The organism is Alphaproteobacteria bacterium (assembly GCA_020638555.1).
Classification (GTDB): Bacteria; Pseudomonadota; Alphaproteobacteria; order Bin95; family Bin95; genus JACKII01.
The window spans coordinates 1-21313 of sequence record JACKII010000008.1 but is presented as its reverse complement, the minus strand read 5'-3'; the positions used below and the strand labels follow the sequence as shown (position 1 = coordinate 21313).

Genomic DNA, 21313 nt, shown 5'->3' with positions numbered 1-21313 from the left:
GTCCGGTTGAAGGTTGAAGCTATTGGCCGGCGCCGGCGCGAACGTCGATCGTTACGGCGCTCGCCTGCTTGGGGGTCGCCGGCTCGATCGCTCGCAGGACGTCTTTTGGCGGCTTGCCCTCGACCGTGACCGAGGTCACATTGCCCAGGCCATCGCGGGTAATTTTCACGCCATCGGGCTTCGGTGCGGGCGGCTTGAGCGTGAAGGAAATCGCGTTTGCCAGGGTGGCGGTACCGACATCCGCATTGTTCATGGTGATGGTGATCGGGGTTACTGGCGGGTTGGCCATTTTCGGAACGGACAGTTCCGCGGTCCTGCCATCGTCCGAGACCGACTTGACCGTTACAGGGCGCCCGCCCAGGAAGAAGTCGGCCGGACAGTACCACCCGTCCTTCTGCTGGACGCCGCCGGTGCACTTCGCTGCCTGCCCCTTTTCTCTCAAGAAGCCCCGCCCGGAGACGATCACACGGGTTGCCTCGCCCGCCCAGGCTATGGCCGGTGAAACGGACGCGATTTGCGGCCCGGCCGGCACCTTCCTTGCCTTCGGCTTCGGAAGGGGCAGAAAGACATCGCTGCCAATCGTGCCGTCTAACAACGAGTTGTAGCGGGCTCTGAGGGTTCGAAGGGCATGGCCCTGTGCGTCGTAGGGAATTTCTGCGCCCCGAGTTTTGAATTTGTAGGCTGCCCAAATAAGCTCCTTCGCGCGATCCAGCCGAATGGCCCAGTCGACCGCGCGCGTCTCCGTCAGGCGATTTTGGTTGGCGCGACTGACACTGCCGGAAAATGGCACCCAACTGGAATCCCCCGCGGGATCGGGAGCGCGCAACCAACGGGTAGTCGTGCGGATGAGGATGCCGCTCGCGCACGCATAGGCCTCGTCTTTCGAATCCGAGGGCTTGGCCGCTTTTGCTGCCGGCTTGGGGCCGCCGTACTCTTCACAGAGATCTTGTTTGTCGACCACAAAGTAGACGAGTGCCGGGAAGCTTTGTTCGAACAGCTGGTTGCCCGCGCTCGGTGAGCGCGCGGCCGGGTCTGCCTGTGCCGTGAACCGGGGCGAAAACCGCCAGCCCACCGAGAACCCGGTCGAGTTGTAGCCAATGACCGTGTTCCGTGCTTCGAGCGTTCCCCGGTCATTCTCTTGCAGGTTTCGGAGTGCGGAGTGCAATTGTCCGGCGGCCTGCGGTGCGGATGCCTCGAGCTGGGCGATCAGGGAGACGATGCGCCGTTCGCTCCCCCGCAAATCAAGAACTTGGGAGTCAATAGAGGGAAAGACGCCGAATATTTGAGGCGAATGTCCAGAATCCACCTTGATGTTCCTGGCGTCCGCCTCATCCCTCCACGCGAATGTCGGCGATACCTCAATCTCGGCGATATGGTTGCGGTAGGTCTCGCGGCCGGGTCGTAGCGAGACGCTCATGATCGCCGCGTAGACAATCTTGTCGGCGCCGAACAACTCTGCGGGCGGCGCCGCCGTCAGATTTGCCACGGCCAGCGCGGCTTGATCGTCCTTGCCGAGGATGATCCGCTGGCGCCGACTTAAAGCGAGGTCCGCGGGGTCCGGCGGGTTCAACCGCGGTGAGAACTCTCCCTGCACCCGGCTGCCGTCGGCCGACGGCAGATCGGGCGGCGTCGTCAGTTCGGCGGTTTTCTGGTCGGTGTTTGGCAGAGCGGCCGGATCAGCCTTGAGGCGGGCCGAGGCCTGTAGCTGCAGCTCCCGCTGCCGGTTTGACGCCGAGAAGCCTTGCACAGACGGAGCCTGCAGGAATTCTTCCGGCGGCAGGGTCAGCGGTGCAATGGCATGGTCGCCAAGGTCGATCAACAGGCCGGGGCTGGAGACCGACACGGTGCCAAAGGCGTCCAGGTCCTGCGCAAGCGCGTCCAACTCCATCGCGACGTTGCGCAGATCTCGCTCATACGTTGTGTTCGCGGTCAGCGTTGGTCCTGTGTAGCTGCAACCGCCGATTAGCATGGCCAAGGCTGAGACCGAATACGCGCCTGTGTGTAGGAGCCGCCGCCGCTTCCGCCGCTCGCGTCGGGTCTTGGCCGGCTGGCTGGGCATCTGTTGGGTTGCTGCACGCATTTTGGGCCTCCTTCCCCCTATTGCCGAAGACCCGGATAGCCGAGCATACCCACCGTTATCTCAGCGTTATTTGATCGTTTATTGGCTGCTAGAGCAGCTTCGTGGCCGTGGAATACGCGACCCTCGAATGGGCGGACTGGTTCAACAACCGCCGTCTGTTCGAACCGATCGGAAACATCCCACCAGCAGAAGCAGAGGCCAACTTCTACGCAGATCTGGAAACTGAAGCCATCGCTGCGTAACCAAATCAAATCAGCCTCCGGCAAACCCGGGGCGGTTCATAATTGAAAACTTGCGTCAATCCTTGCGGGAGTTCCAGCGCGCCGATAGCAATTGCTGGCCGATTGAACCGGGTCCGATGCCCCATAACTGTTGACCGGTACATTGTGGTCAATAATCTGCGGTGGTTCGTTGAAGGAACTACGTTTACTAGCGGATAGCGAGGCAGTTTTGGTTTGAGGTAATCCATGACGATGCTTGATCTGATAATCCGACAGTTGGTGCGATGAGACATTGACGTTTTGGGGGTAAGCAGATGATCAAAATCCTCCGCACGGCGGAAATTCACCCAGATCCGCCGTTTCGGTCGTTGGCTTTGCGTGGCCCGGACTCGCGGGATCGGCTTCAGATTGACGGGGAACCGCACAGTTGCGTGCGACTGCCGTCGCGCACCGGCAATCTCCGCAACGATGCAGGGACAACGATGCCCGAAACCGCCATTGCGGCGCACCTGGGCAGGCTATCCATCGACGATTAACGCAGCCTGCCCTGCCTTGGCGCGCGTGAGACCAACAAGAAGGCCACGAACCATGGTGCAAAGGTTCTCATTCACGACCTCTCTCGTCGTTCTTTCGTCCGTCATCTCGCTGGCCGGTGTCACTGCATCGTCCGCTTTGGCTGAGCGAGTGGGCGTTTCGGCAGCGGTCACCCTGATCGCGACCGGCACCCCACCGGGTATCTCCACACGGGAAATCGTGATGGGTCAGGATATCGTTTATGACGAACTGATCGAAACGGATTCCCGGGGACAGACCCAGGTGCTGATGGTCGACCGAACCGCGTTGACCATCGGTCCCAATTCCTCGTTGAGGATCGACAAGTTCGTCTATGACCCGGAGAAAAAATCCGGCGATATGAGCCTGACCCTGCGGCGCGGCCTGCTGCGCTTCGTCGGCGGGCGGATCAGCAAGAAAAGCGATGTGGAGGTCAAGACGCCGGTCGGCAGCCTGGGCATTCGCGGCGGCATCGCGTTGATCAATGTCATCGACCCGGAAAGGGTCGAGGTCACGTTCCTGTTCGGCGACAATCTGTCGATCCATCTGGGAGGCCAGCAGGTTCAGCGCATGGTCCGCCCAGGCTTCAAAACCCGAATAACCCGGAACGGCGCCGAGACACCCCGGCAGGTCTCGTCCGAGGCGATCCAGGAAAATATGCGCAAGCTGGAGGGCAAGGCGGGTCACAAAGGCGATGGTGGCGGTCCGAGGGGAATCTCGGACGGAAATCTCGGAAGACTCCGGACCGAAGGCTCACTCCCGTACCGTGATCGGTCAGGTCCAACCAACGGCATCAACGGTATCCCCGGCCGCCGGCCCGGCGGTCCGGGTTCGCGCAACTGGCGGCAGGTCGCGTCCGACATTGAGCAGCAGGTAATTATCAGGGACCAGCCACCTCCACCACCCCCGCCGCCGCCGCCACCGCTGCCCACGCTGAGCGTGCTCGGCCTGGCGCGCCAAACCACCTTTTTTGGCAACCAGCTCTCCGTCAGCGAGTTCACCGACCTCAATGGTGTCGGTGAGACGATCCAACTGTCCACGGCGAACGCCCAGGTCTCCCCCATCACCACCAACGCCACCTCCGTCGGCTACGACCCGACGCAGGGTCTCTACTATGCCTCCCAGGCCGGCAGCACCGGCTACACCGCGGCCGTGTGGAGCAATAATGGCACGCTTGTTCAGGGACTTCGCCCATTAAGCATCGATGCCCGCGCCTGGAACTACAATGCCAACACGGGCGATATCGAGGTGGTGACCTTTAGCGCCAACTCGGGGTCCTCCAGCCAATACGGCCTGTTCTCGGCCGACCGCGACGGCAACGGCCAATTGCTCGGGTCCTATTCGGAACTGTTGCCGTCGCTGCCCGGCTTGCCGTCCGACCAATCCATGCCGTCCTATAATGCGGCGACGAACCAGTTCTATGCGCTCGGCATCGGGTCCAACCCCACCGTTTCGGTGATCAACGGCGGCACCGGCGCCCTGGAGTCCACGATCACCCTGGACTATACCGCCGCCGATATTTCGGGCCTCGCCAGTTACTTCATCGGCTTCGATCCCCGGCAGAACGTGTTGGTCGGGGTCAAGGGCTCGACCGCCTATCTGTTCGACCTGGCCGGAAACTTCATCCGCAGCGCGCCGCTGACATTGGCCGCACAAGACTCCTTCAATGCCGGTTATGCCAACGGTCAGCTCTTCGTCTTTTCCAACTCGATCAACGGCTATCAGGGCTTCGACCTGTTCGGCTCCTACACCGACGGCGCGGGCTTCTACCATCTGACCGACGGGACGGGCTTCCTGGAGGGAGACGCGTCGGCGCTGGTGACCGACGCCGGCGACGGGCCGGAGGCCATTTACAATCCGTTCAACCCGCAAGACGAGGCGCTGTACGACAACGCCACGGCTTTCAAGGCCAAGCTGGAAAACCTGGGCGTGTCGCCGGCGATTGCCACCCGGCTGGCGGGGCCGCAGATCGCCACCAACGGCTTCCTCTCGCAGACCTACTTCTCCCTGATCAACGAGACGGACCCCGAACTGATCGATCTGGCGAGCCAGTTCACCGTGCTTGCCGGCCAACCCTATTTCCTGTCCAGCGGCACCGCCTCGCCGAACCTGCTGGCCTATGATCTCTACACCGATCCGCACCACTTCTCCCGGCATGCGTTTTCCCAGGTCGGCCGGTTCGACGTCGCCGGAACCCTGGTGACGGACATCGATTTCGGCCTGGACGCCAGCGCCTTCCAAACCCCGCTGCTGATCGACCGGACCCGCGGCAAGCTGTTCCTGGCCAGCAAGGTCTCCCAGGGCGACTTCGCCAACTACAGCAACTATGTGTTCCAGGCCGGCGTCATCGTCGGCGACGTGAGCCTGGAAGCCCTCGACCAAATCAGTGCCGGCGGCGGCGAAGTCGTGCTGGGCAAGGTCCGCGACGAGGACTTCGGCACGACCCAGTTCTTCCAGCCGACGAATTTCGGCCTGTTCGATGAGGGCCAGTATGCCGTCATCAGGGGCGACGCCTTCGAGATCGGCGTCGACGTCGATCCCCAACCGGTGGACTATGTCCATGTCGGCGCGTCGACGGTCTCCGGCGTGACCCTCGACGACGGGTCCGGTTCCGCGACCATGGAAACCAATCAGTTGCTGGCGGCGGCTTATGTCGAGCCCGGCAGCGGATCGATGTATGGGAACTTCCTGCCCGAAGATTTTGCCATGTCCGCGACGGACGATATCGAGTTGGGCCTGGTGGCGACCCCCGGCACGCTGACCATCAACCGGACCACCGGCGACGTGGCGGCCACGATCGAGTTGCATCAAGGCGCTGCCTCGGCACTGATCGATTTCGATGGGCCCAATTTCCGCAGCGCCTATCTGAACGACCGGTTGTTCGGCATCGGCTCGACCGGCTTCACCGATCCGAGCAATGCCGGCTTCCTGGTTTCGGGCAAGGCCACGGCTCCGGACGACCCTTGCACCTGCGCCTATCTCCATTGGGGGTACTGGGCATCGGCGGAGGACGCCGCCATGGCCAACGGCAAGGCATCCGGCGTGTTCGTTGCCGGCATCCCGACGCCGAACGTCGACATGCCGCTGAGCGGCACCGCCACCTATACCGGCGTGGCCGAGGCGGCCTGGCGCGGCCCGACGGTCACTCAAGGCTTCGTGAACCCGACCACCTATGCCAGCGGCGCCTTCAGCCACACGGTGGATTTCGCAAGCGGCAACGGCAACGGAACCATGGACCTGAACGGCTCGGTGTTCACCTCGAACAGCGTGCATTCGCCCGGCGATCCCGGCCTGGCCTTCACCTTCAACCAGGGACAGACGGCGGGCGGCACCGGCGTCGGCAGCTTCACCGGACCGCACGCGGAGAACATGGGCGTGGTCTTCCAGATCTACGGCCTGAACGGCATGGCCGCCGCCGGCGCAATCCGGGCGGAACGCGGCGCGATCGCGCCGCCGGCGAGCAGCATCACGTCGCCTTGAGTCTTTGATCCAATGGTTTGATGGAGCGATGCTTTCTGCGGAATGGAAGAAAGCCCTATGGGACACGTTCGTCACGGGGGCGCCGCGATCCCGTACGCTGCCCGAGCCGAGATCCACCGTCCTGCCCGAGGTCGAGGAGGCGATGGTCGTCGCATTCCCCCGCCACACGCAGCTGGCGCTGGATGATTGTCTCTATGCCCTACAGCCGTCGATACCTCACCTGACGCGGTCAGTTCTGCGTCGGTGCCTCCCATCGAAGGAACTGCTACGGGGCCGACCTTGGGCAGGATATTCCGCTTCGGCGGTCAACAGGCTGCGACGGGCGTGTCAGCGAAAGACTGTCCGCCATAATGGATATCCTCGGCGGGCTTCACTCTCCGGGAACCCCAGGGCGGTTCAGTCCAATGCCCGGGAAGCTGGTCAGACAGAAAAGCGAAAGATGGACGACAATTACCCCGCACCCAACCGGATCATCCTGCCGTTACCATGGCCAACTGTCCTACTGTCGCTTATAGTTATCATGCCAGGGTTCGTTTCGTTGCCTTCAAATTGCGCAACCGCTGCCTTGGTCCATCATGCCGGAACGCCACATGGCGAAGGTCAGCGTGACAGAAGATATTTTTGAGAGCTTGCGGGTCCGTTTTCGCGCTCGCGTCCGAACTGATTTGGCGACGCTGGAAGCCATGACCGCGTTGCACCCGCAATCGGAGGCGGATGGCAAGCCTCTCGCCGGCATCGTCCATTCGCTTTCGGGATCGTCCGGCACGCTGGGCTTCTGTGAACTGGGAGAGCGTGCGGCCCGACTGGAGGAGCTTCTGATTGCGAGCCCTCCGGGAGATGCTGACGAGATCCGAGAGGGATTTGACGACCTGCTCGCAGAGATGCGGCGGATCGCCGGCTAGGTCACTTGCCGGTCTTCTGCGTTGAAAATCCGGTGCGGGTCATCTCTCCCCAACCGGTATCGCCGCGCCAATACTGCCAGCACCCTTTGAGGCGCCAATAGTTGTTGATCTGACGATAACCGAAATTCTCCAACACGGCCATGACGGTCAGAATGACCAGGTCCCGCGGCCGCCGGAAGCGCCGCAATCCCGTTTCTTCCAGGATCAAAGAACATATGCTGATTACGACGCCATATGTGAAAATCAGGGCCGTAAAGGCCAGAATAAAGTTGAACGAGAGAATCCCCAGGATCCAAAACGTCGGCATCAGAAAGTAGCCGAGCAATTCTGCGAACGGCCCGATCACGTCCATCACCAGCATGTTGCCAAATCCCAACACGCCCACGCGGCCGTATCGAGGGTTCAACACCATGGACCGGTAGCGAAAGAACACCTCCAATGCCCCTCGCTGCCAGCGGGACCGCTGCCGCGCCAGGAGGCCGAGTGTCGACGGGGCTTCCGTCCAGCAGACCGGTTCCGGAACGAATTCAATCCGGTACTTCCGGCCGGAATCGATCATGTAGCGGTGCAATTTAATGACCAGATCGAGATCCTCGCCTAACGACCCCTTGGTAAACCCGCCAACCGCCACCACGTCGGCCCGGCGGAACATGCCGAACGCGCCCGAGACGAGCATGAGGGTGTTGAAGCGGCTCCAGGCCAGGCGCGCCACCAGAAACACCCTCAGGTATTCAATAATCTGAAACAATGGCAGGATTTGCGTGGGCAAACGCACCTCCTTCACGCGACCGTCTTCTACGAGCGATCCGTTCGCGATGCGGATGGTGCCACCGACGGCAATCACCCGTTCGGGATCGTCGATAAAGGGTTTGGCGGCGCGCATCAGGGCATCCGGCTCCAGGATGGAATCGCCGTCGATCACGCAGAACACCGGCGCCCGGCTGATATTGATACCGGCGTTCTGCGCATCCGCTTTGCCGCCGTTCTCCTTGTCGACCACCACGAGACGCTCGTTGCGCGGAGAGGAGTAGATACCGCGGATTGGCATGTGTGCGAGCGCTTCCTCGAAGGGGCGATGGTAGGGAACGAGATCGAACCCCTCGACAAGACACTGCAACGTCTCGTCCTTGGATCCGTCGTTGACGACGATGACCTCGAAGTCCGGGTAATGCAGCGCGAGCAAAGAATGGACGCTTTCCACCGCATTCATGGCCTCGTTGTAACAAGGAACGATCACTGCAATCGGCGGCGCGACCTCGCTGTAGCGATGCCAGAGCAGATGCGACCGGGCACCGGGCGGCCGTCGGATGAAGGTGAAGCCGGAAATCAGGAGTTGGAGCAGGTAGACGGCGTTTTGCGCCACGCCGGAGCCAATGATCACCCACGCCAGGATCGTCGATACCAGGACAATGCTTTCGCTCCAACCGCCGCTCATTGGCTCGCTCCCTCTGCCAGAACGAGAGAAGCCGTGCGCTGGCTTCGAGGAGGCCCACATGTCGCCGCCTCCTGTAGCAGCCGGTCTCCTCGCGCTCCGGCCCGCCGCATGGCTTTGGCGGCCGCATAGCGCACGGCCCAGACCGGGTCGTTCAGCAGGCCGGCTAACCGGTTCAGCAGGGCGGTATCGCCAAGCCGCCCGGCTGCCTCGGCGGCGTCCGCCCGGACGTCCCAGTTCGAACTGCCCATGGCGTGCGCCAGAACCTCGGACGAGTTGGAATCGCCGACATACCCCAACGCCCGGATCGCGGCCCCGGCCACCGTTGGCGACGGCGCGGCCGCCAAGGCTTCGAACTGTTCCCGCGCATACATGCCACGGATGGGAACCAAGGCGTCGATCGCCGCGCTTCGAACGAGGTCCGGTGCATCTTCTGCCATGGCAATCCTCTCCAGCTCGTCGGCGCGTTCGGTGGGAAGGCGGCGGAACAGATCGTTGAGGCGCCAGGAATACTGTTCGCCCCTGCCGAGCCTGGCCATGATCAATGAAAGCGGAGGCAAGGCTTGTAAGTCTGCCAGGGCCATGGCGGCCGCCAACCGCACGTCCTGCGATGGATCGGCATCCAGCGCTTCTTGCAGGTGGGGAATGGCGACATGAGCCGGAAAGGCGGCGAGCAATTCTGCTGCGTGAAACCGGCGCGGCTGGCTCCCCTTTTTCAGGACCCGGGCCAGAAACTCCGGCAGCCCGAACCGATGCAGCGCCGCGATGATCGTCTCGCGGTCGTCCCCCCGAACCAGCGCCAGGAATTCGGTGATCGCATCGGCAACGATGTGCGGTGGCGCGTGTCGGAGCGCGGTCAGCAGCTTTGCCGTGTTGCCGTCATTGCTGAACCACACCAGTGCCGTGAGCAATTGCTTTCGCACGGCGTTCGTCGTCTTGGCTCGGCGATCGGTGATCATGCGCCGCAAAACGAGCGCTATGGCGGCCAGCAAAGACGCCGCGATGAGCACGAGCGAGAGGGTCCACACAGCCGTCAGCATCGCTAGAACCTGATCGTGAGGCCGACGCCGACCGAATCACGGTTGAAGGCGCGCCGCTGTTCGTGGGCGAAGCTGGCCTGCACCGTCAGGTCTTGGCTGATCTCCGCTGCGACGCCGCCAAAGACCGTCTGCACCTCCTCCAACCGACCCAAGGAGATTTCCGGCGCGTCCGCGTATCCCGCAAAACCGCGCAGCCGATCGGTTACCACCGCGTCGGCGCGGAGAAGGTAGCCGTCGGAGGTTGCGCCGCGGTCATCCTCGGAACGGATCCAGCGCATGCTGACGGCCAGACGTTGATCCAGACCATAGAGTTGGAGTCCCGGTTTCGCCGTCCAGATGTTGGAGTTTCCGTAATGCTCGAAGGCGACCTCTGCATGCAGGTATAGTGGGCCCAGCGGGCCGAAGGGTTTGGCGACGCGGATACCGACGCCGCCGCCCAGTTTAAAGCGCGGCAGAAAATCCGCGTCGGGGGTGCCGCTCGTTTCGGCGAATGCCGAGAGGTACTGCCCGTGGCGATGATCGACCCGAATCCCGGGCTCGACGTCCGTCCGGCCATACCGGGTTGCCAGGCGCGAACGTACGGATACCGTCGTTTCCGGCGCCCATTGCCAGGACAATGTCGTGACACTGTCGGTCCAACTTCCCCTGCCATTGGTTAGATTGCTGCCCTCGGTGTTGAGGCGGATTTGCCATCGACGCGGCGCGGGCTGCACCAGACGGTGTTGAATCGCTTGGGAACCGGGTGCTGCGGCCAAAGCCCGTCCATACGCCTCGCGTGCGCCGTCTTCATCCTGCCGTTGCCGTCGCGCATCGCCCAGTCCGACGAGAGCCGGCACGTTCTTTGGCCAGCGGGCGAGGATGGCGGCATACCCGGCCTCCGCCCGCACAAGGTCGCCTTCCAGAAAGGCGATACGCGCTTCGACCAAGGCGACTTCGACATTATCCGGCGCATCGGCTTTCAGTTGGTCAATCTGCTCGCGAGCCGCAGCGAGATCGTTCTGCCAGATTGCCAATCGCACCAGGCCGAGGCGGGGCGCAATCGAGCCCGGCACAACCGCCAAGGCCGCATGATAGAAATGCCGAGCGTCTTCGTATTTCTGCTGCTGCGCGCTCACCAAGCCCAGGGCGTACAGCACGTCGAAATTCTCCGGAGCCAGGGCCAGCGCTCGCCGGTATGTCGCCTCTGCTCCCGCAAGATCGCCGTCTTCCTTTTGCCGGCGCGCCTGCTCCATGCGATCGGGCAGGGCCGCGACGCGCGGCTTGACCGCCGGTGGCCGGTTGGGTTTCGAGCGGACGGCGCGCGCGTTTGCCATCGCCTTCTTGATTCCACCGAACAAGGCGGCAAAATCCCGGCGTTCGGGCGCGGCCTCGGTCAATCGCTGCATGATCGCCCGCGCCTCCGCAAAGCGACGTTGCCGGAACCTAACCAGCGCAATGCCATAATTCGCATCCAGATAGTCGGGCGCCAGTTCGAGGGCGTCCGAGAACGCATGATGCGCGGCGATCGGATCCCCGCGTCCCAACTGCGCAAAGCCGAGTTGGACGAGGACATCGGCATTTTCAGGATCCAGCGCGCGCGCCTGCTGCAAGAGGGCGACCGCCTTGGAGAAGTCCCTTGCCTGCCGCGCCTCAACGCCCTCGCGATACAATTGGCTGACGCTCTGTCCTTGGGCCGCGCCTGCGATCACCGCTGCAACGCCAAACAATATGACCGCAGCGCATGACCGAAGGAGCCGGTGGGTCATCGACCTTCGCCGTTGCGGCGTTTCAGCAGCCGGCCGATCCGGGCGATCAATTCGTCCGGGATGAAGGGCTTGATGAGATAGTCCTCGGCGCCCTTATCCAGGGCGGAAACAATATCCTTTTCGGCTTTTCGCGCCGTCAGCATCATCACCGGGATCGTTGAGAGGTTCGGGTCGGCTTTCAGTCGCGACAGCACTTCGAAGCCGTCCGCACGTGGCATCATCGCGTCCAGCACAATCAACGCCGGGTGGGCCACCTGCGCTATCTGGAGCGCTTCGATGCCGTCGGTGGCGGTAACCACGGCGTAGCCTTTGGCCCCCAGGCGCATTTCCATCAGTTCAACGAGCAGTGGGTCATCATCGCAAACCAAGACCTTGAGCCCGGACTCCATGCCAGTGCACTCCAACATCTTAAATTGTTCCGTGGTTTTCAGACCTAACGAGATAGCATGCCTCGCAATCCCTGCCTATATTTAAGAAGAATCCCTATTATATTACCGTTATTATCAGAATATTTTCGTACAATATTATTGCCGCAGAATCTATTCTCTCGATTCTGCCGATAATTCCCGTATAATATTTAATATTACTGTCTGTTTATTTAATATCAATTTTTCCAAATTGAAATTACGACCGCCAATTAATACATTACGAATGTGGCGCATTCGCTTTTCAATTATAAGTTTACTTTATATCAACGCGATCAATGTAGCCGCGAACCTCGGCCGCCAAGGTCATGGGGTCGAACGGCTTGACGATGACGCCAATCGCCCCGAGAGCCAGGAACCGACCAATCTCATGGGTTTGAGCCCGGGCGGTGATGAAAATCACCGGTATGTCGGCGGTCCTTTCATTGGCGCGCAATAGCGAAAGGGTCCTGGGGCCGTCCATTTCCGGCATCATCACATCTAGCAAGATGATTCGCGGCTGCCATTCGGCCGCGACGACCAGCGCATCGGCACCGCAGGCGCAGGTTTGGACTACGATGTCCTGGTCCAGTGACAACGAAAGGGAGGCGACCTCGCGGATATCCGGATCGTCGTCAACGTATAGCAGACGCAGTTCGCTCATTGGTGTGCGCCTTCCGCGTTTTGGTCGGCATTGATCGCGTTTCGATTCAAGGCCACGAGCCCACGCACCATAGACGCAATCGATAGTTCGGAGGTTCGGGTTTTTGTCATGGCTGCCTGAACCTTTCGGGCCAGTTTTTCGTCCACATCCATTGCCGAGAAAATGATGACGGCCGTCTCGGGGGGGACACAATCCAGCAGCGATTCGCCCGGTTCGTCCGGCAAGTCCAGATCCAGGATAATGACATCGAAATACGCATTGGAAAGCTTGGTTCTGGCTTCGGAAACAGTCCGCGCGCACGAGAATGCAAGATCGTCGCCCAGGCTCGCCGCAACGACATCGAGGACATCTTCGTTGTCTTCGACATGCAGAACCGATGGTTTGCGCTGATAGTTGCCTTCCCGCATACGCTTCACCGTCTCCTTCAGCCGATGAAGATCGATCGGCTTTTCTAACCAGTCTACGATTCCGATCGCCGAGCCGTTGATCTGTTGCCGTGCCTCGTCCGCGATGACGGAAATGACGATGACGGGCAAGTTTGCCCCGGATTTGAGGCGTCTGACGTCATTGAGCAATGTGATGCCCGATTCCCCCGCCAAGCGAACATCCAAGGTCATGGCATCGTAGTCGGTCTCTGAAAGGAAGGCCTTTGCAGCCTCCATGTTGAGAGCGATGTCACTGGCGAACCCGTATTCTTGGAGTGACAGGGAAATGATCTGGGCGATATCCATTTCATCTTCGCAAATCAGGACGCGCGGTCGCCCGGGCGCAGCGTCTATGGTTTGCCGGTCCGACGAGCCAATCGCAGGGAGATCCACGTAGAAACTGGTGCCGACCCCGACTTCCGTTTCGAACGAGACATCACCGTTCATCCCTTCCACGAGTGCCTTGACAATGCTGAGGCCGAGGCCCGTGCCGCCCTTTTCGCGGGAATCGGAAGCATCCGCCTGTTCAAACTTCTTGAAGACCCTGTCCCTGAACGTCTCGTCGATACCGGGGCCGTTGTCGCTGACGACGATCCGTATGCAATCCCCCTTGCGTTCGAGGCGGATTTCCACGGTTCCGGTCTTCGGCGAAAATTTGATGGCATTCGACATCAGGTTGACCAGCACCTGGTGCATCCGGCGACCGTCCACCGTGGCTTCCATCCCCCCTTCGTGATCGGCGAATGCGATTGTGACGCCGTAGTCGACCAAATAGCCCTTGCAGGCTTCAATGGCCTGTTCGATCAACGGGGTAATGGGCTGCCGCTCCAGGTCGAAGGTCATGCGACCGGCTTCGATCTTTTCAATGTCGAGGATGTCGTTGATCAAGCCGACCAGCCGCTCGCTGTTGGAAAGGGCGATTTTGATCAGAGCGGCTGCCTTGTCCGGCAATTCACCGGCCGTCCCGGCGGCAACCAGCCCCAATGAACCTCGGATGGACGTCAATGGGGTGCGCAACTCATGATTGACGGTCGAGATGAACTCATTCTTCATCTGCTCGTTGCGCTTTTCCTGGGTGATGTCGAACATGGAGCCGTCCCAAACCAGACGGTCGTCCGAGTCATATCGCGGTTCGGCGGCAATGCGGAGCCAAAGGGATCGCCCGTCGTGCAGCACGAACTCCGCTTCGTTGGTCCAGGGCGTGAAATCGGCGGCCGAATCCCGGATCGATTCCAGGATTTTCCGCAACGCTTCGGGAGACACCAAGGTGGATATGATATCCGCTCTTTCGACCAGCTTCTCCGGCGAGATCCCCAGCAACCGGTTGGCCCCTTTGGAGACATAGCGAAATCGCGGGCTTGCTTTCTCATCCAGGTAGAGTTGGAACAGGATGCCCGGCACGTTGTTGGCCAAAGCCTGGAGTTGGGTCGCCAGGGCATGGACCAGATGATCCAAACCCCGCGGCGCATCGGAGACGTAGTTGGCTACGGACCGGAGTTGTTCCTCCCGTTTGCCAAAGGCGGCGAGGACCCATCTCCGTTCGGCGTCCCGCGCCATCACCACGCCCCAAAGCATCGTCCCGGCAAAATTTGTCGGCACGGACAGTTTGAGCACGGAGAAATCCGGCGCTTCCAGCGCGAAGGCGGACACAATTAGGGAGGCGATAACGGGAGAGGCGGCAGTGATGCTGGCTAGAACCAGAATGTCCTTGAGAAAAAGCCGTTTTTCCCGGTGTTTTTGCGCGTTGGTCCAGAACACCGCGGAACCGACTGCAACCAGACAAAGGGTGAAAATTCCCTCCAGCATTCCAGCACCGCCGAGATAAAAGCGTGATAGAGACAGAATAGCCGCAGTAATGGCAACGCCGACTGTGCCTCCAACCGGCACTGAAAGGGCGACGGCCACGTCGCGGGCATCGATGCGGTATCCCGCCCCGACTTCCACCGCCGTCAACAGGCTGACAATGCCGATTGCGCCAAAGATGACCCCAACCACGATGCCGTTTCGAATGGCCGATGTCTGAAACCGTTGGCCAACGAGCGTCAGGAATATCCCGGCGACAACGACAACAGCACAGCTCTCGATAAGCTTAGCGATAATTTCCATCATTATGTATGCATATGCGTATGTTATGGAGATGTATCAATTCTAACAAATTAAATAAAATTTAACATAAGTTTTTCAGGACATTCTGGGAATTTCTCTTTCTTTTTAGGCATCATGGGACCGGTGCGTTTGGCGAAGCGGTCGCCGTATGGGGTGTGGGGCGGATCCGGCGGAGGATCGGCAGTATTGGCGTTGCCGAAGTCGTAATATCCTTACGCACTTTTGACGCTGTTCGGGGGGACCGTGCATGCGAAATGGGCCCTGGTGCCCAATGGCGCAGCGGCGGCGGCCGCCATGAGAGAGGGGCGGCCGTCGGAATCCCGGAATACACTGTTTGGTATGCCGGTTGCATAGTGGGCGAGGCGGTTTGGCGGTTGGCATTGTACCGGCTGCCGGGTACGGTTTTGCCGTATCAACAGCCACGGGTGCCCATCGTCACGGCACCCCAAACCACTGGGAGTTCGAGAGGCATGCGAATGAGGCTATGGAAGACGGCAATGCTGGCAGTGGCCGGCATCGGAGTGGCTGGGGCGGCCCAGGCCGGCAAGGACGACGACACGCTCACCTGGGTCACGACCTACGAGCCGCCGACCTACAATTACTATGACCAGACCCTGCGCGAGGGGACTATTCTCTCCCGGCATATCTGGGACAGCCTCTACTGGCGCGATCTGGATACCGGGGAATATGTGCCGCATCTGGCCACCAAGATCGAATATGCCGACCCCAAGACCATCGATATCACGCTGCGCCAGGGGGTGACCTTCCACAACGGCGAGAAGTTCGACGCCGATGACGTGGTCTTCACCATCAACATGGTGAACGATCCCGACAACAAGATGGCGAACCGCAACCCGGTGCGATGGATTTCCAGCGTCGAAAAGACCGGCGAATACAGCGTCCGCCTGCATCTGGACAAGGTGTTTGCGCCGGCGATCGAATATCTCTCGACCTCCATCGTGATGTATCCGGACCAGTATTACCAGAAGGTCGGCAAGGACGGCTACGGCCGCGCGCCGGTCGGCACCGGCCCCTACAAGGCCGCTTCCGTTGAGCCGGGCAAGCGGCTGGTGCTGGAGAAGAACGAGAAGTATTTCGGCGGTGGCAAGGGCCAGCCGCATATCGGCACCGTGGTGATGCGGTTCATCCCGGAAACCAACACCCAGATCGCCGAGCTTCTGGCCGGCAACGCCGACCTGATCTGGCGCCTGTCCAAGGAGCAGGGTGAGAAACTGGGCCGTATGCCGAACGTGGATGTGGTCGCGGGCGAGACCATGCGCGTCGGCTATCTGCAATTCGACGCCGCCGGCAAATCCGGCGACACGCCGGTGACGAACCAGAAGGTGCGGCAGGCGATCAGCTATGCCATCGACCGCGAGGCCATCGTCAAGAATCTGATGGGTGCCGGCACCGTGCAGGACCTGGCCTGCTATCCGAGCCAGTTCGGCTGCGAGTCGCCGGATGCGCCGCGCTACGCCTATGACCCGGCCAAGGCCAAGGCATTGCTGACGGAAGCGGGCTATCCCGACGGTTTCAGCATCGACTTCTACGGTTATCGTGACCGGCCGGTGGCCGAGGCGATGATGGGCTTCCTCAGCAAGGTCGGCATCAAGGCGAACCTGCAATGGATGAAGTACTCGGCTCTGCGCGACAAGGTGCGCAATGACGAGGTGCCGTTCGACTTCATGACCTGGGGTTCCGGCTCGGTCAACGATATCGCCAACATCACCGCCTACTTCTTCGACGGTCGGTCCGACGACACCGCGCTGGACCCGCAGGTCAAGGCGTTGTTGGACGCCGGCGGCGCCACCATCGACCCGGCCGAGCGCAAGAAGAATTATGCGGAAGCGCTGCGGATCATCGCCGAGCAGGCTTATTGGCTGCCGCTGTGGAGCTATGCCTATTTTTATGGCATGAACCCGGAACTTGACTTCCAGCCGACCCCGGACGAGATCGTCCATCTCTACCGGGCGAAGTGGAAATAGGGGCGTTTGGCGTTCGGCCGCCCTCTTCCCCGGAGGGAGCGGTCGGACGCCGCCGTGCATGTTAAAAGGAACGGCCGACCTTGCTGAGGTTTACCCTGCGTCGCCTGCTGATGGCGATCCTCGTGGCGATCACCGTCTCCGTCATCGCCTTCTTCCTGGTGCGCGTTTCCGGCGATGTCGCCATCGCGCTGGCGGGTGAGGAGGCCAGTGCGGAAGACATTGCGGAAATCCGCAAGGCCTACGGCCTGGACCGGCCGATCATCGTGCAATACGCGGACTGGCTCGGCAAGGCGGTGCAGGGGGATTTCGGCCAGTCGCTGTTCTTCCCGGAAACGGTGTGGGAGTTGGTGGCCACGCGCCTGCCGACCACCTTGCGGCTGGCCGCCTCCGGCCTGGTGCTCTCGTTGCTGATCGGCATTCCGTTCGGGGTGCTGGCGGCGTTGCGGCCGAATTCCTGGATCGACCGGCTGTCGATGACCATCGCCGTTGCCGGCCAGGCCATCCCGACGTTCTGGATGGGCCTCATGCTGATGGTGGTGTTCGGCCTGACGCTGGGCTGGACGCCGATCAGCGGCGACGATTCCTGGCAGAATTTCATCCTGCCGGCGGTGACGCTCGGCTATTATTCGACGCCGCCGATCATGCGGCTCACGCGCTCCGGCATGCTGGAAGTGCTGTCGGCGGACTATATCCGCACCGCCTATGCCAAGGGGCTCGGCCCGATGCGGGTGCTGTTCAAGCATGCGCTGCGCAACGCGGTCATCCCGGTGGTGGCGCTGGCCTCGGTGCAGTTCGGACACATGCTCTCGGGCGCCATCGTCATCGAGTCGGTGTTCGCGATGCAGGGCATCGGGTATCTGGCCTGGGAGTCGATCCTGCGCAAGGACATCGCCGTGATCCAGACCATCCTGCTGGTGGTGTGCATGTTCTACGTGTTCCTGACCGTCATTTCCGACCTGCTGAACGCGTGGCTCGACCCGCGCATTCGCGTATCCTGAGGAGGGCGCGCAATCATGGCTGACGTCGTCGCCCCCGGGTCGGCTCTCGACCCCGCCCGCGCGCTGGGTCCGAGCCCAACCGCGCGCCTGTTCCGCCGCATGCGCGGCCACACCTCCGTCTGGGTCGGCGGCGGCATCCTGCTCGCCATCCTGCTGATGGCGGTGTTCGCGCCGCTGCTCGCCCCCCACGACCCGTTCGAGCAAGACCTGTTCGCGCGCCTGCGCCCGCCCTTCTGGATGGAGGGCGCCGACCCGGCGCATCTGCTGGGTACCGACAATCTGGGCCGCGATTATCTCAGCCGGCTGATCTATGGCGCGCAGATCTCGCTGTTGATCGGCATCTGCACGGCCCTTCTCTCCGGCATTATCGGCTCTGCCCTGGGCGTGACCGCCGGCTATTTCGGCGGCCGGGTCGACGCGGTGATCTCGTTCGTCATCACGACGCGGCTCTCCATGCCGATCGTGCTGGTAGCGCTCGCCATCGTCGCCCTGGTGGGCGGCTCGCTGGAGGCGGTGATCCTGGTGCTGGGCTTGCTGCTCTGGGACCGGTATGCCGTGGTCATGCGCAGCGCCACGCAGCAGGCGCGCAACATGGATTATGTGGCCGCGGCGCGGGCCATCGGCTGCCCGACCTGGCGCATCGTGCTGTCGGAAATCCTGCCGAACGTGGTCAACAACCTGATCATCATTGCCACCTTCGAGGTGGCACACGCGATCCTGCTGGAGGCCTCGCTCTCGTTCCTCGGGCTGGGCGTGCAGCCGCCGGCGCCGAGCTGGGGCCTGATGATCGCCGAGGGCAAGGAATTCCTGCTGTTCGACCCCTGGGTCATCACCATTCCGGGCATCGCGCTCTCGGTTCTGGTGCTGGCCGTCAACATGCTGGGCGATGGCATTCGCGATGTCAGCGCACCGGAAAACCGCAGCTAGGGAAAGGGGTCGGTTCGATGAGCAGCGCCCTGCTGGAGGTCCAGGACCTCACCGTCGATATTCCACTGAGCGAGGGTGTGCTGCACCCGGTGCGCGGCATCTCGTTCTCCATCGACCGCGGCGAGACGCTTTGCCTGGTGGGCGAGAGCGGTTGCGGCAAGTCGCTGACGTCGCTGGCGATCATGGGCCTGCTGCCGAAACGGGCCGACCGCCGGGCGCGGGTGCTGCGGGTTGGCGACCTCGACATTGCGCGGGCGAGCCAGCGGGAGATGGCCGCGGTGCGCGGCAACCGCATGGCGATGATCTTCCAGGAGCCGATGACCAGCCTGAACCCCGCCTACACGATCGGCAACCAGCTCGAAGAGGCGATGCTGCGCCACCGGCGGGTGCCGCGGCAGGAGGCGCGCGACCGGGCCGTCTATCTGCTGGAGAAGGTGGGTATCACCGGCGCGGCCGGGCGGCTGAAGCAGTATCCGCACCAGCTCTCCGGCGGCCTGCGGCAGCGGGTGATGATCGCCATGGCGCTGATGTGCGGGCCGGGCCTTATCATCGCGGATGAGCCGACCACGGCGCTGGACGTCACCATCCAGGCGCAGATCCTGCTGTTGCTGGCAGAATTGCAGCGCGAGTTCGAGATGGGCCTGCTGCTGATCACCCACGACCTGGGCGTGGTCGCCCGCGTCGCCGACCGGGTGGCGGTGATGTATGCGGGCCAGATCGTCGAGCAGGGCACGGCCGCCGAGGTGTTCGAGCGGCCGCTGCACCCCTACACCCGCGGCCTGATGGGCTGCATCCCGATCCCCGGCAAGACCGAGCGCGGCGGCCATCTGGGCTCGATCCCGGGGCTGGTGCCGTCGCTGATCGGCGACCTCACCGGCTGCGCTTTCCGCGACCGCTGCGGCCACGCCCGGCCCGAATGCGCCGGCTACGACGCCATGCGCGACCTGGGCGGCGTGGGCGGCGGTCGGTCCTATCGCTGTATCATGACGCCGGAGGAGGCGGAGAGCGCCGGCCGGCAGGAGCAGGCCGCATGAGCATGATCCTCGAAACCCGCGATGTTTCCTGTGTCTTCCAGGTCGGCGGCGGCCTGATGGCGAGGAAGCGGCCGCTGCACGCGGTGAACGGTGTCTCGCTGAAGGTCGAAAAGGGCTCGGTGCTGGGCCTGGTGGGCGAAAGCGGCTGCGGCAAGAGCACGATGGCGAAAATGCTGTTGGGCCTGCAGGAGCCGACCGGTGGCGAGGTGCTGTTCGACGGCGAGCCCTTGTCGGCCATGGACCGGCTGGCGCGGGCGCGGCGGGTGCAGCCGATCTTCCAGGACCCGTATTCCTCGCTGAATCCGCGCAAGACCATCGAGGACATCGTCACCCTGCCGCTGCGCGTGCACAAGGTCGGCGGGCCGGCCGACTGGCGGGCGCGGGCGGCGGAGATGATGGACCTGGTCGGCCTGTCGCGGCGCTATCTGGGCAGCTATCCGAGCCAGCTTTCCGGTGGCCAGCGCCAGCGTGTCGCCATCGCCCGGGCGCTGGCGATGAAGCCGGAGGTGGTGATCTGCGACGAGCCGACCTCGGCGCTGGACGTCTCGGTCCAGTCGCAAATCCTGAACCTGCTGCTGGACCTGCGCAAGGAACTGGGCCTCACCTATGTCCTGATCAGCCACAATCTGGCGGTGGTGGAACACATCGCCAGCCGGGTGGCCGTGATGTATCTGGGCCGGATCGTAGAGGAAAAGGAGACCGGGGCGCTGTTCGGCAATCCGGAACATCCCTACACCCAGGCCCTGCTGGCCAGCGTGCTGACGCCGGAGCCGGGCCGGGGCGTACCGGACACGCAACTGGGCGCGGTGTTCCCCAACCCGCTCGATCCGCCGCCCGGCTGCATGTTCCACCCGCGCTGCGTCCGTGCCATGCCGCAATGCTCGCAGGTGCCGCCGCGGCCGGTGCCGTCGGCCGGCGACGGCTTCGTTGAGTGCCACCTCTCCGGCGATGCGGGCGAGCAGGCGGCGTAGCGGCCGGGCCGGCGATGTCGTACCAGCAACACCCCGAATAAGGCCTGAACCCGAATAAGGCCTGAAGGGGAAAATGCCGACGCCCCTCTCGGATTTGTCCCCGCTTGTGGGGGGAGACGCCTATCCGCACCAGCGCAGCCCGCAGGTCCGAGGTTCATCCCCGTTCGTGCGGGGAAAGCACATCTTGGCGTGATGTTGCCCCCTATAGGCCGGACACCTCAGCAGGTTGGAGAGAGCGGATTTACTCGCGCGGCGAGCGCATGCTGGATCATGTCCCGATTGATGGTGTAGGAGCAGCTGCGCATTACACTCCGAGGCCGGTTGGGCCGGGTGATCTCACGCAGCCG

At 62.4% G+C, this 21313-nt stretch carries 14 protein-coding genes and 2 pseudogenes; 9 read left to right on the top strand and 7 right to left on the bottom strand.

Annotation, left to right across the window (positions count from 1 at the left end; translation table 11 throughout):
• Positions 1–19 precede the first annotated feature (19 nt).
• The gene (locus H6844_20185; GenBank protein MCB9931721.1) at positions 20–2080 is read right to left on the bottom strand and encodes a hypothetical protein; all 2061 of its coding nucleotides are present in this window, start codon (positions 2078–2080) and stop codon (positions 20–22) included.
• A gap of 104 nt (positions 2081–2184) precedes the next feature.
• Here H6844_20185 and H6844_20180 point away from each other — a divergent pair.
• The 4 genes and pseudogenes from H6844_20180 (at position 2185) to H6844_20165 (ending at position 7235) form a co-directional block, all read left to right on the top strand.
• Positions 2185–2322: pseudogene (locus tag H6844_20180) on the top strand (IS3 family transposase).
• Positions 2323–2709: 387 nt separating this feature from the next.
• A complete protein-coding gene (locus tag H6844_20175; protein MCB9931720.1) occupies positions 2710–6333 on the top strand; it encodes a FecR domain-containing protein in 3624 nt (1207 codons plus the stop codon).
• A 103-nt stretch (positions 6334–6436) separates the two neighbouring features.
• Positions 6437–6583, top strand: a pseudogene (locus tag H6844_20170) (IS481 family transposase).
• 340 nt (positions 6584–6923) lie between these two features.
• The gene (locus H6844_20165; GenBank protein MCB9931719.1) at positions 6924–7235 is read left to right on the top strand and encodes an Hpt domain-containing protein; all 312 of its coding nucleotides are present in this window, start codon (positions 6924–6926) and stop codon (positions 7233–7235) included.
• Between the two features lies 1 nt (position 7236).
• Here the strand turns inward: H6844_20165 and H6844_20160 are convergent, their stop codons facing one another.
• From H6844_20160 to H6844_20135, 6 genes are all read right to left on the bottom strand, one after another.
• Entirely contained in the window at positions 7237–8670 is a 1434-nt protein-coding gene (locus H6844_20160; protein MCB9931718.1) for a glycosyltransferase family 2 protein, read from the bottom strand.
• On the bottom strand, positions 8667–9707 hold the full coding sequence (locus H6844_20155; protein ID MCB9931717.1) for a HEAT repeat domain-containing protein: 1041 nt from the start codon (positions 9705–9707) through the stop codon (positions 8667–8669). Before H6844_20155 ends, H6844_20160 begins: the two co-directional genes overlap by 4 nt.
• Before the next feature lie 2 nt (positions 9708–9709).
• Positions 9710–11452, bottom strand: a complete 1743-nt coding sequence (gene yaiO / locus H6844_20150) for a YaiO family outer membrane beta-barrel protein (GenBank protein MCB9931716.1) — start codon at positions 11450–11452, stop codon at positions 9710–9712.
• Positions 11449–11841 carry a response regulator transcription factor gene (locus H6844_20145; protein MCB9931715.1) on the bottom strand — a complete coding sequence of 131 codons (393 nt, stop codon included), beginning with the start codon at positions 11839–11841 and terminating at the stop codon, positions 11449–11451. The genes yaiO and H6844_20145 overlap by 4 nt, the downstream gene beginning before the upstream one ends.
• 292 nt (positions 11842–12133) lie before the next feature.
• On the bottom strand, positions 12134–12520 hold the full coding sequence (locus tag H6844_20140) for a response regulator (GenBank protein ID MCB9931714.1): 387 nt from the start codon (positions 12518–12520) through the stop codon (positions 12134–12136).
• Positions 12517–15054: a response regulator gene (locus H6844_20135; GenBank protein ID MCB9931713.1), complete on the bottom strand. Its 2538-nt coding sequence runs from the start codon at positions 15052–15054 to the stop codon at positions 12517–12519. Before H6844_20135 ends, H6844_20140 begins: the two co-directional genes overlap by 4 nt.
• 467 nt (positions 15055–15521) lie before the next feature.
• On the opposite strand from H6844_20135, the gene H6844_20130 reads away from it, so the two are divergent.
• The 5 genes from H6844_20130 (at position 15522) to H6844_20110 (ending at position 20966) form a co-directional block, all read left to right on the top strand.
• The gene (locus H6844_20130; GenBank protein ID MCB9931712.1) at positions 15522–17036 is read left to right on the top strand and encodes an ABC transporter substrate-binding protein; all 1515 of its coding nucleotides are present in this window, start codon (positions 15522–15524) and stop codon (positions 17034–17036) included.
• Between the two features lie 80 nt (positions 17037–17116).
• Positions 17117–18034, top strand: a complete 918-nt coding sequence (locus H6844_20125; protein MCB9931711.1) for an ABC transporter permease — start codon at positions 17117–17119, stop codon at positions 18032–18034.
• Positions 18035–18049: 15 nt separating this feature from the next.
• Positions 18050–18961, top strand: coding sequence for an ABC transporter permease (locus H6844_20120; protein ID MCB9931710.1), 912 nt, complete (start codon positions 18050–18052; stop codon positions 18959–18961).
• Positions 18962–18978: 17 nt separating this feature from the next.
• Entirely contained in the window at positions 18979–19995 is a 1017-nt protein-coding gene (locus tag H6844_20115) for an ABC transporter ATP-binding protein (protein MCB9931709.1), read from the top strand.
• Complete coding sequence (locus H6844_20110; GenBank protein ID MCB9931708.1) at positions 19992–20966, top strand: ATP-binding cassette domain-containing protein; 975 nt, start codon at positions 19992–19994, stop codon at positions 20964–20966. Before H6844_20115 ends, H6844_20110 begins: the two co-directional genes overlap by 4 nt.
• Positions 20967–21313 lie beyond the last annotated feature (347 nt).

What these genes read in the sequence shown, in the direction of transcription:
- H6844_20145 (MCB9931715.1), bottom strand. Translation starts at nt 11,841, where the DNA reads ATGGAGTCCGGGCTCAAGGTCTTGGTTTGCGATGATGACCCACTGCTC.
- H6844_20115 (MCB9931709.1), top strand. Translation starts at nt 18,979, where the DNA reads ATGAGCAGCGCCCTGCTGGAGGTCCAGGACCTCACCGTCGATATTCCA.
- H6844_20130 (MCB9931712.1), top strand. Translation starts at nt 15,522, where the DNA reads ATGCGAATGAGGCTATGGAAGACGGCAATGCTGGCAGTGGCCGGCATC.
- H6844_20110 (MCB9931708.1), top strand. Translation starts at nt 19,992, where the DNA reads ATGAGCATGATCCTCGAAACCCGCGATGTTTCCTGTGTCTTCCAGGTC.
- H6844_20140 (MCB9931714.1), bottom strand. Translation starts at nt 12,520, where the DNA reads ATGAGCGAACTGCGTCTGCTATACGTTGACGACGATCCGGATATCCGC.
- H6844_20185 (MCB9931721.1), bottom strand. Translation starts at nt 2,080, where the DNA reads ATGCGTGCAGCAACCCAACAGATGCCCAGCCAGCCGGCCAAGACCCGA.
- H6844_20135 (MCB9931713.1), bottom strand. Translation starts at nt 15,054, where the DNA reads ATGATGGAAATTATCGCTAAGCTTATCGAGAGCTGTGCTGTTGTCGTT.
- H6844_20160 (MCB9931718.1), bottom strand. Translation starts at nt 8,670, where the DNA reads ATGAGCGGCGGTTGGAGCGAAAGCATTGTCCTGGTATCGACGATCCTG.
- yaiO (MCB9931716.1), bottom strand. Translation starts at nt 11,452, where the DNA reads ATGACCCACCGGCTCCTTCGGTCATGCGCTGCGGTCATATTGTTTGGC.
- H6844_20120 (MCB9931710.1), top strand. Translation starts at nt 18,050, where the DNA reads ATGGCTGACGTCGTCGCCCCCGGGTCGGCTCTCGACCCCGCCCGCGCG.
- H6844_20155 (MCB9931717.1), bottom strand. Translation starts at nt 9,707, where the DNA reads ATGCTGACGGCTGTGTGGACCCTCTCGCTCGTGCTCATCGCGGCGTCT.
- H6844_20165 (MCB9931719.1), top strand. Translation starts at nt 6,924, where the DNA reads ATGGCGAAGGTCAGCGTGACAGAAGATATTTTTGAGAGCTTGCGGGTC.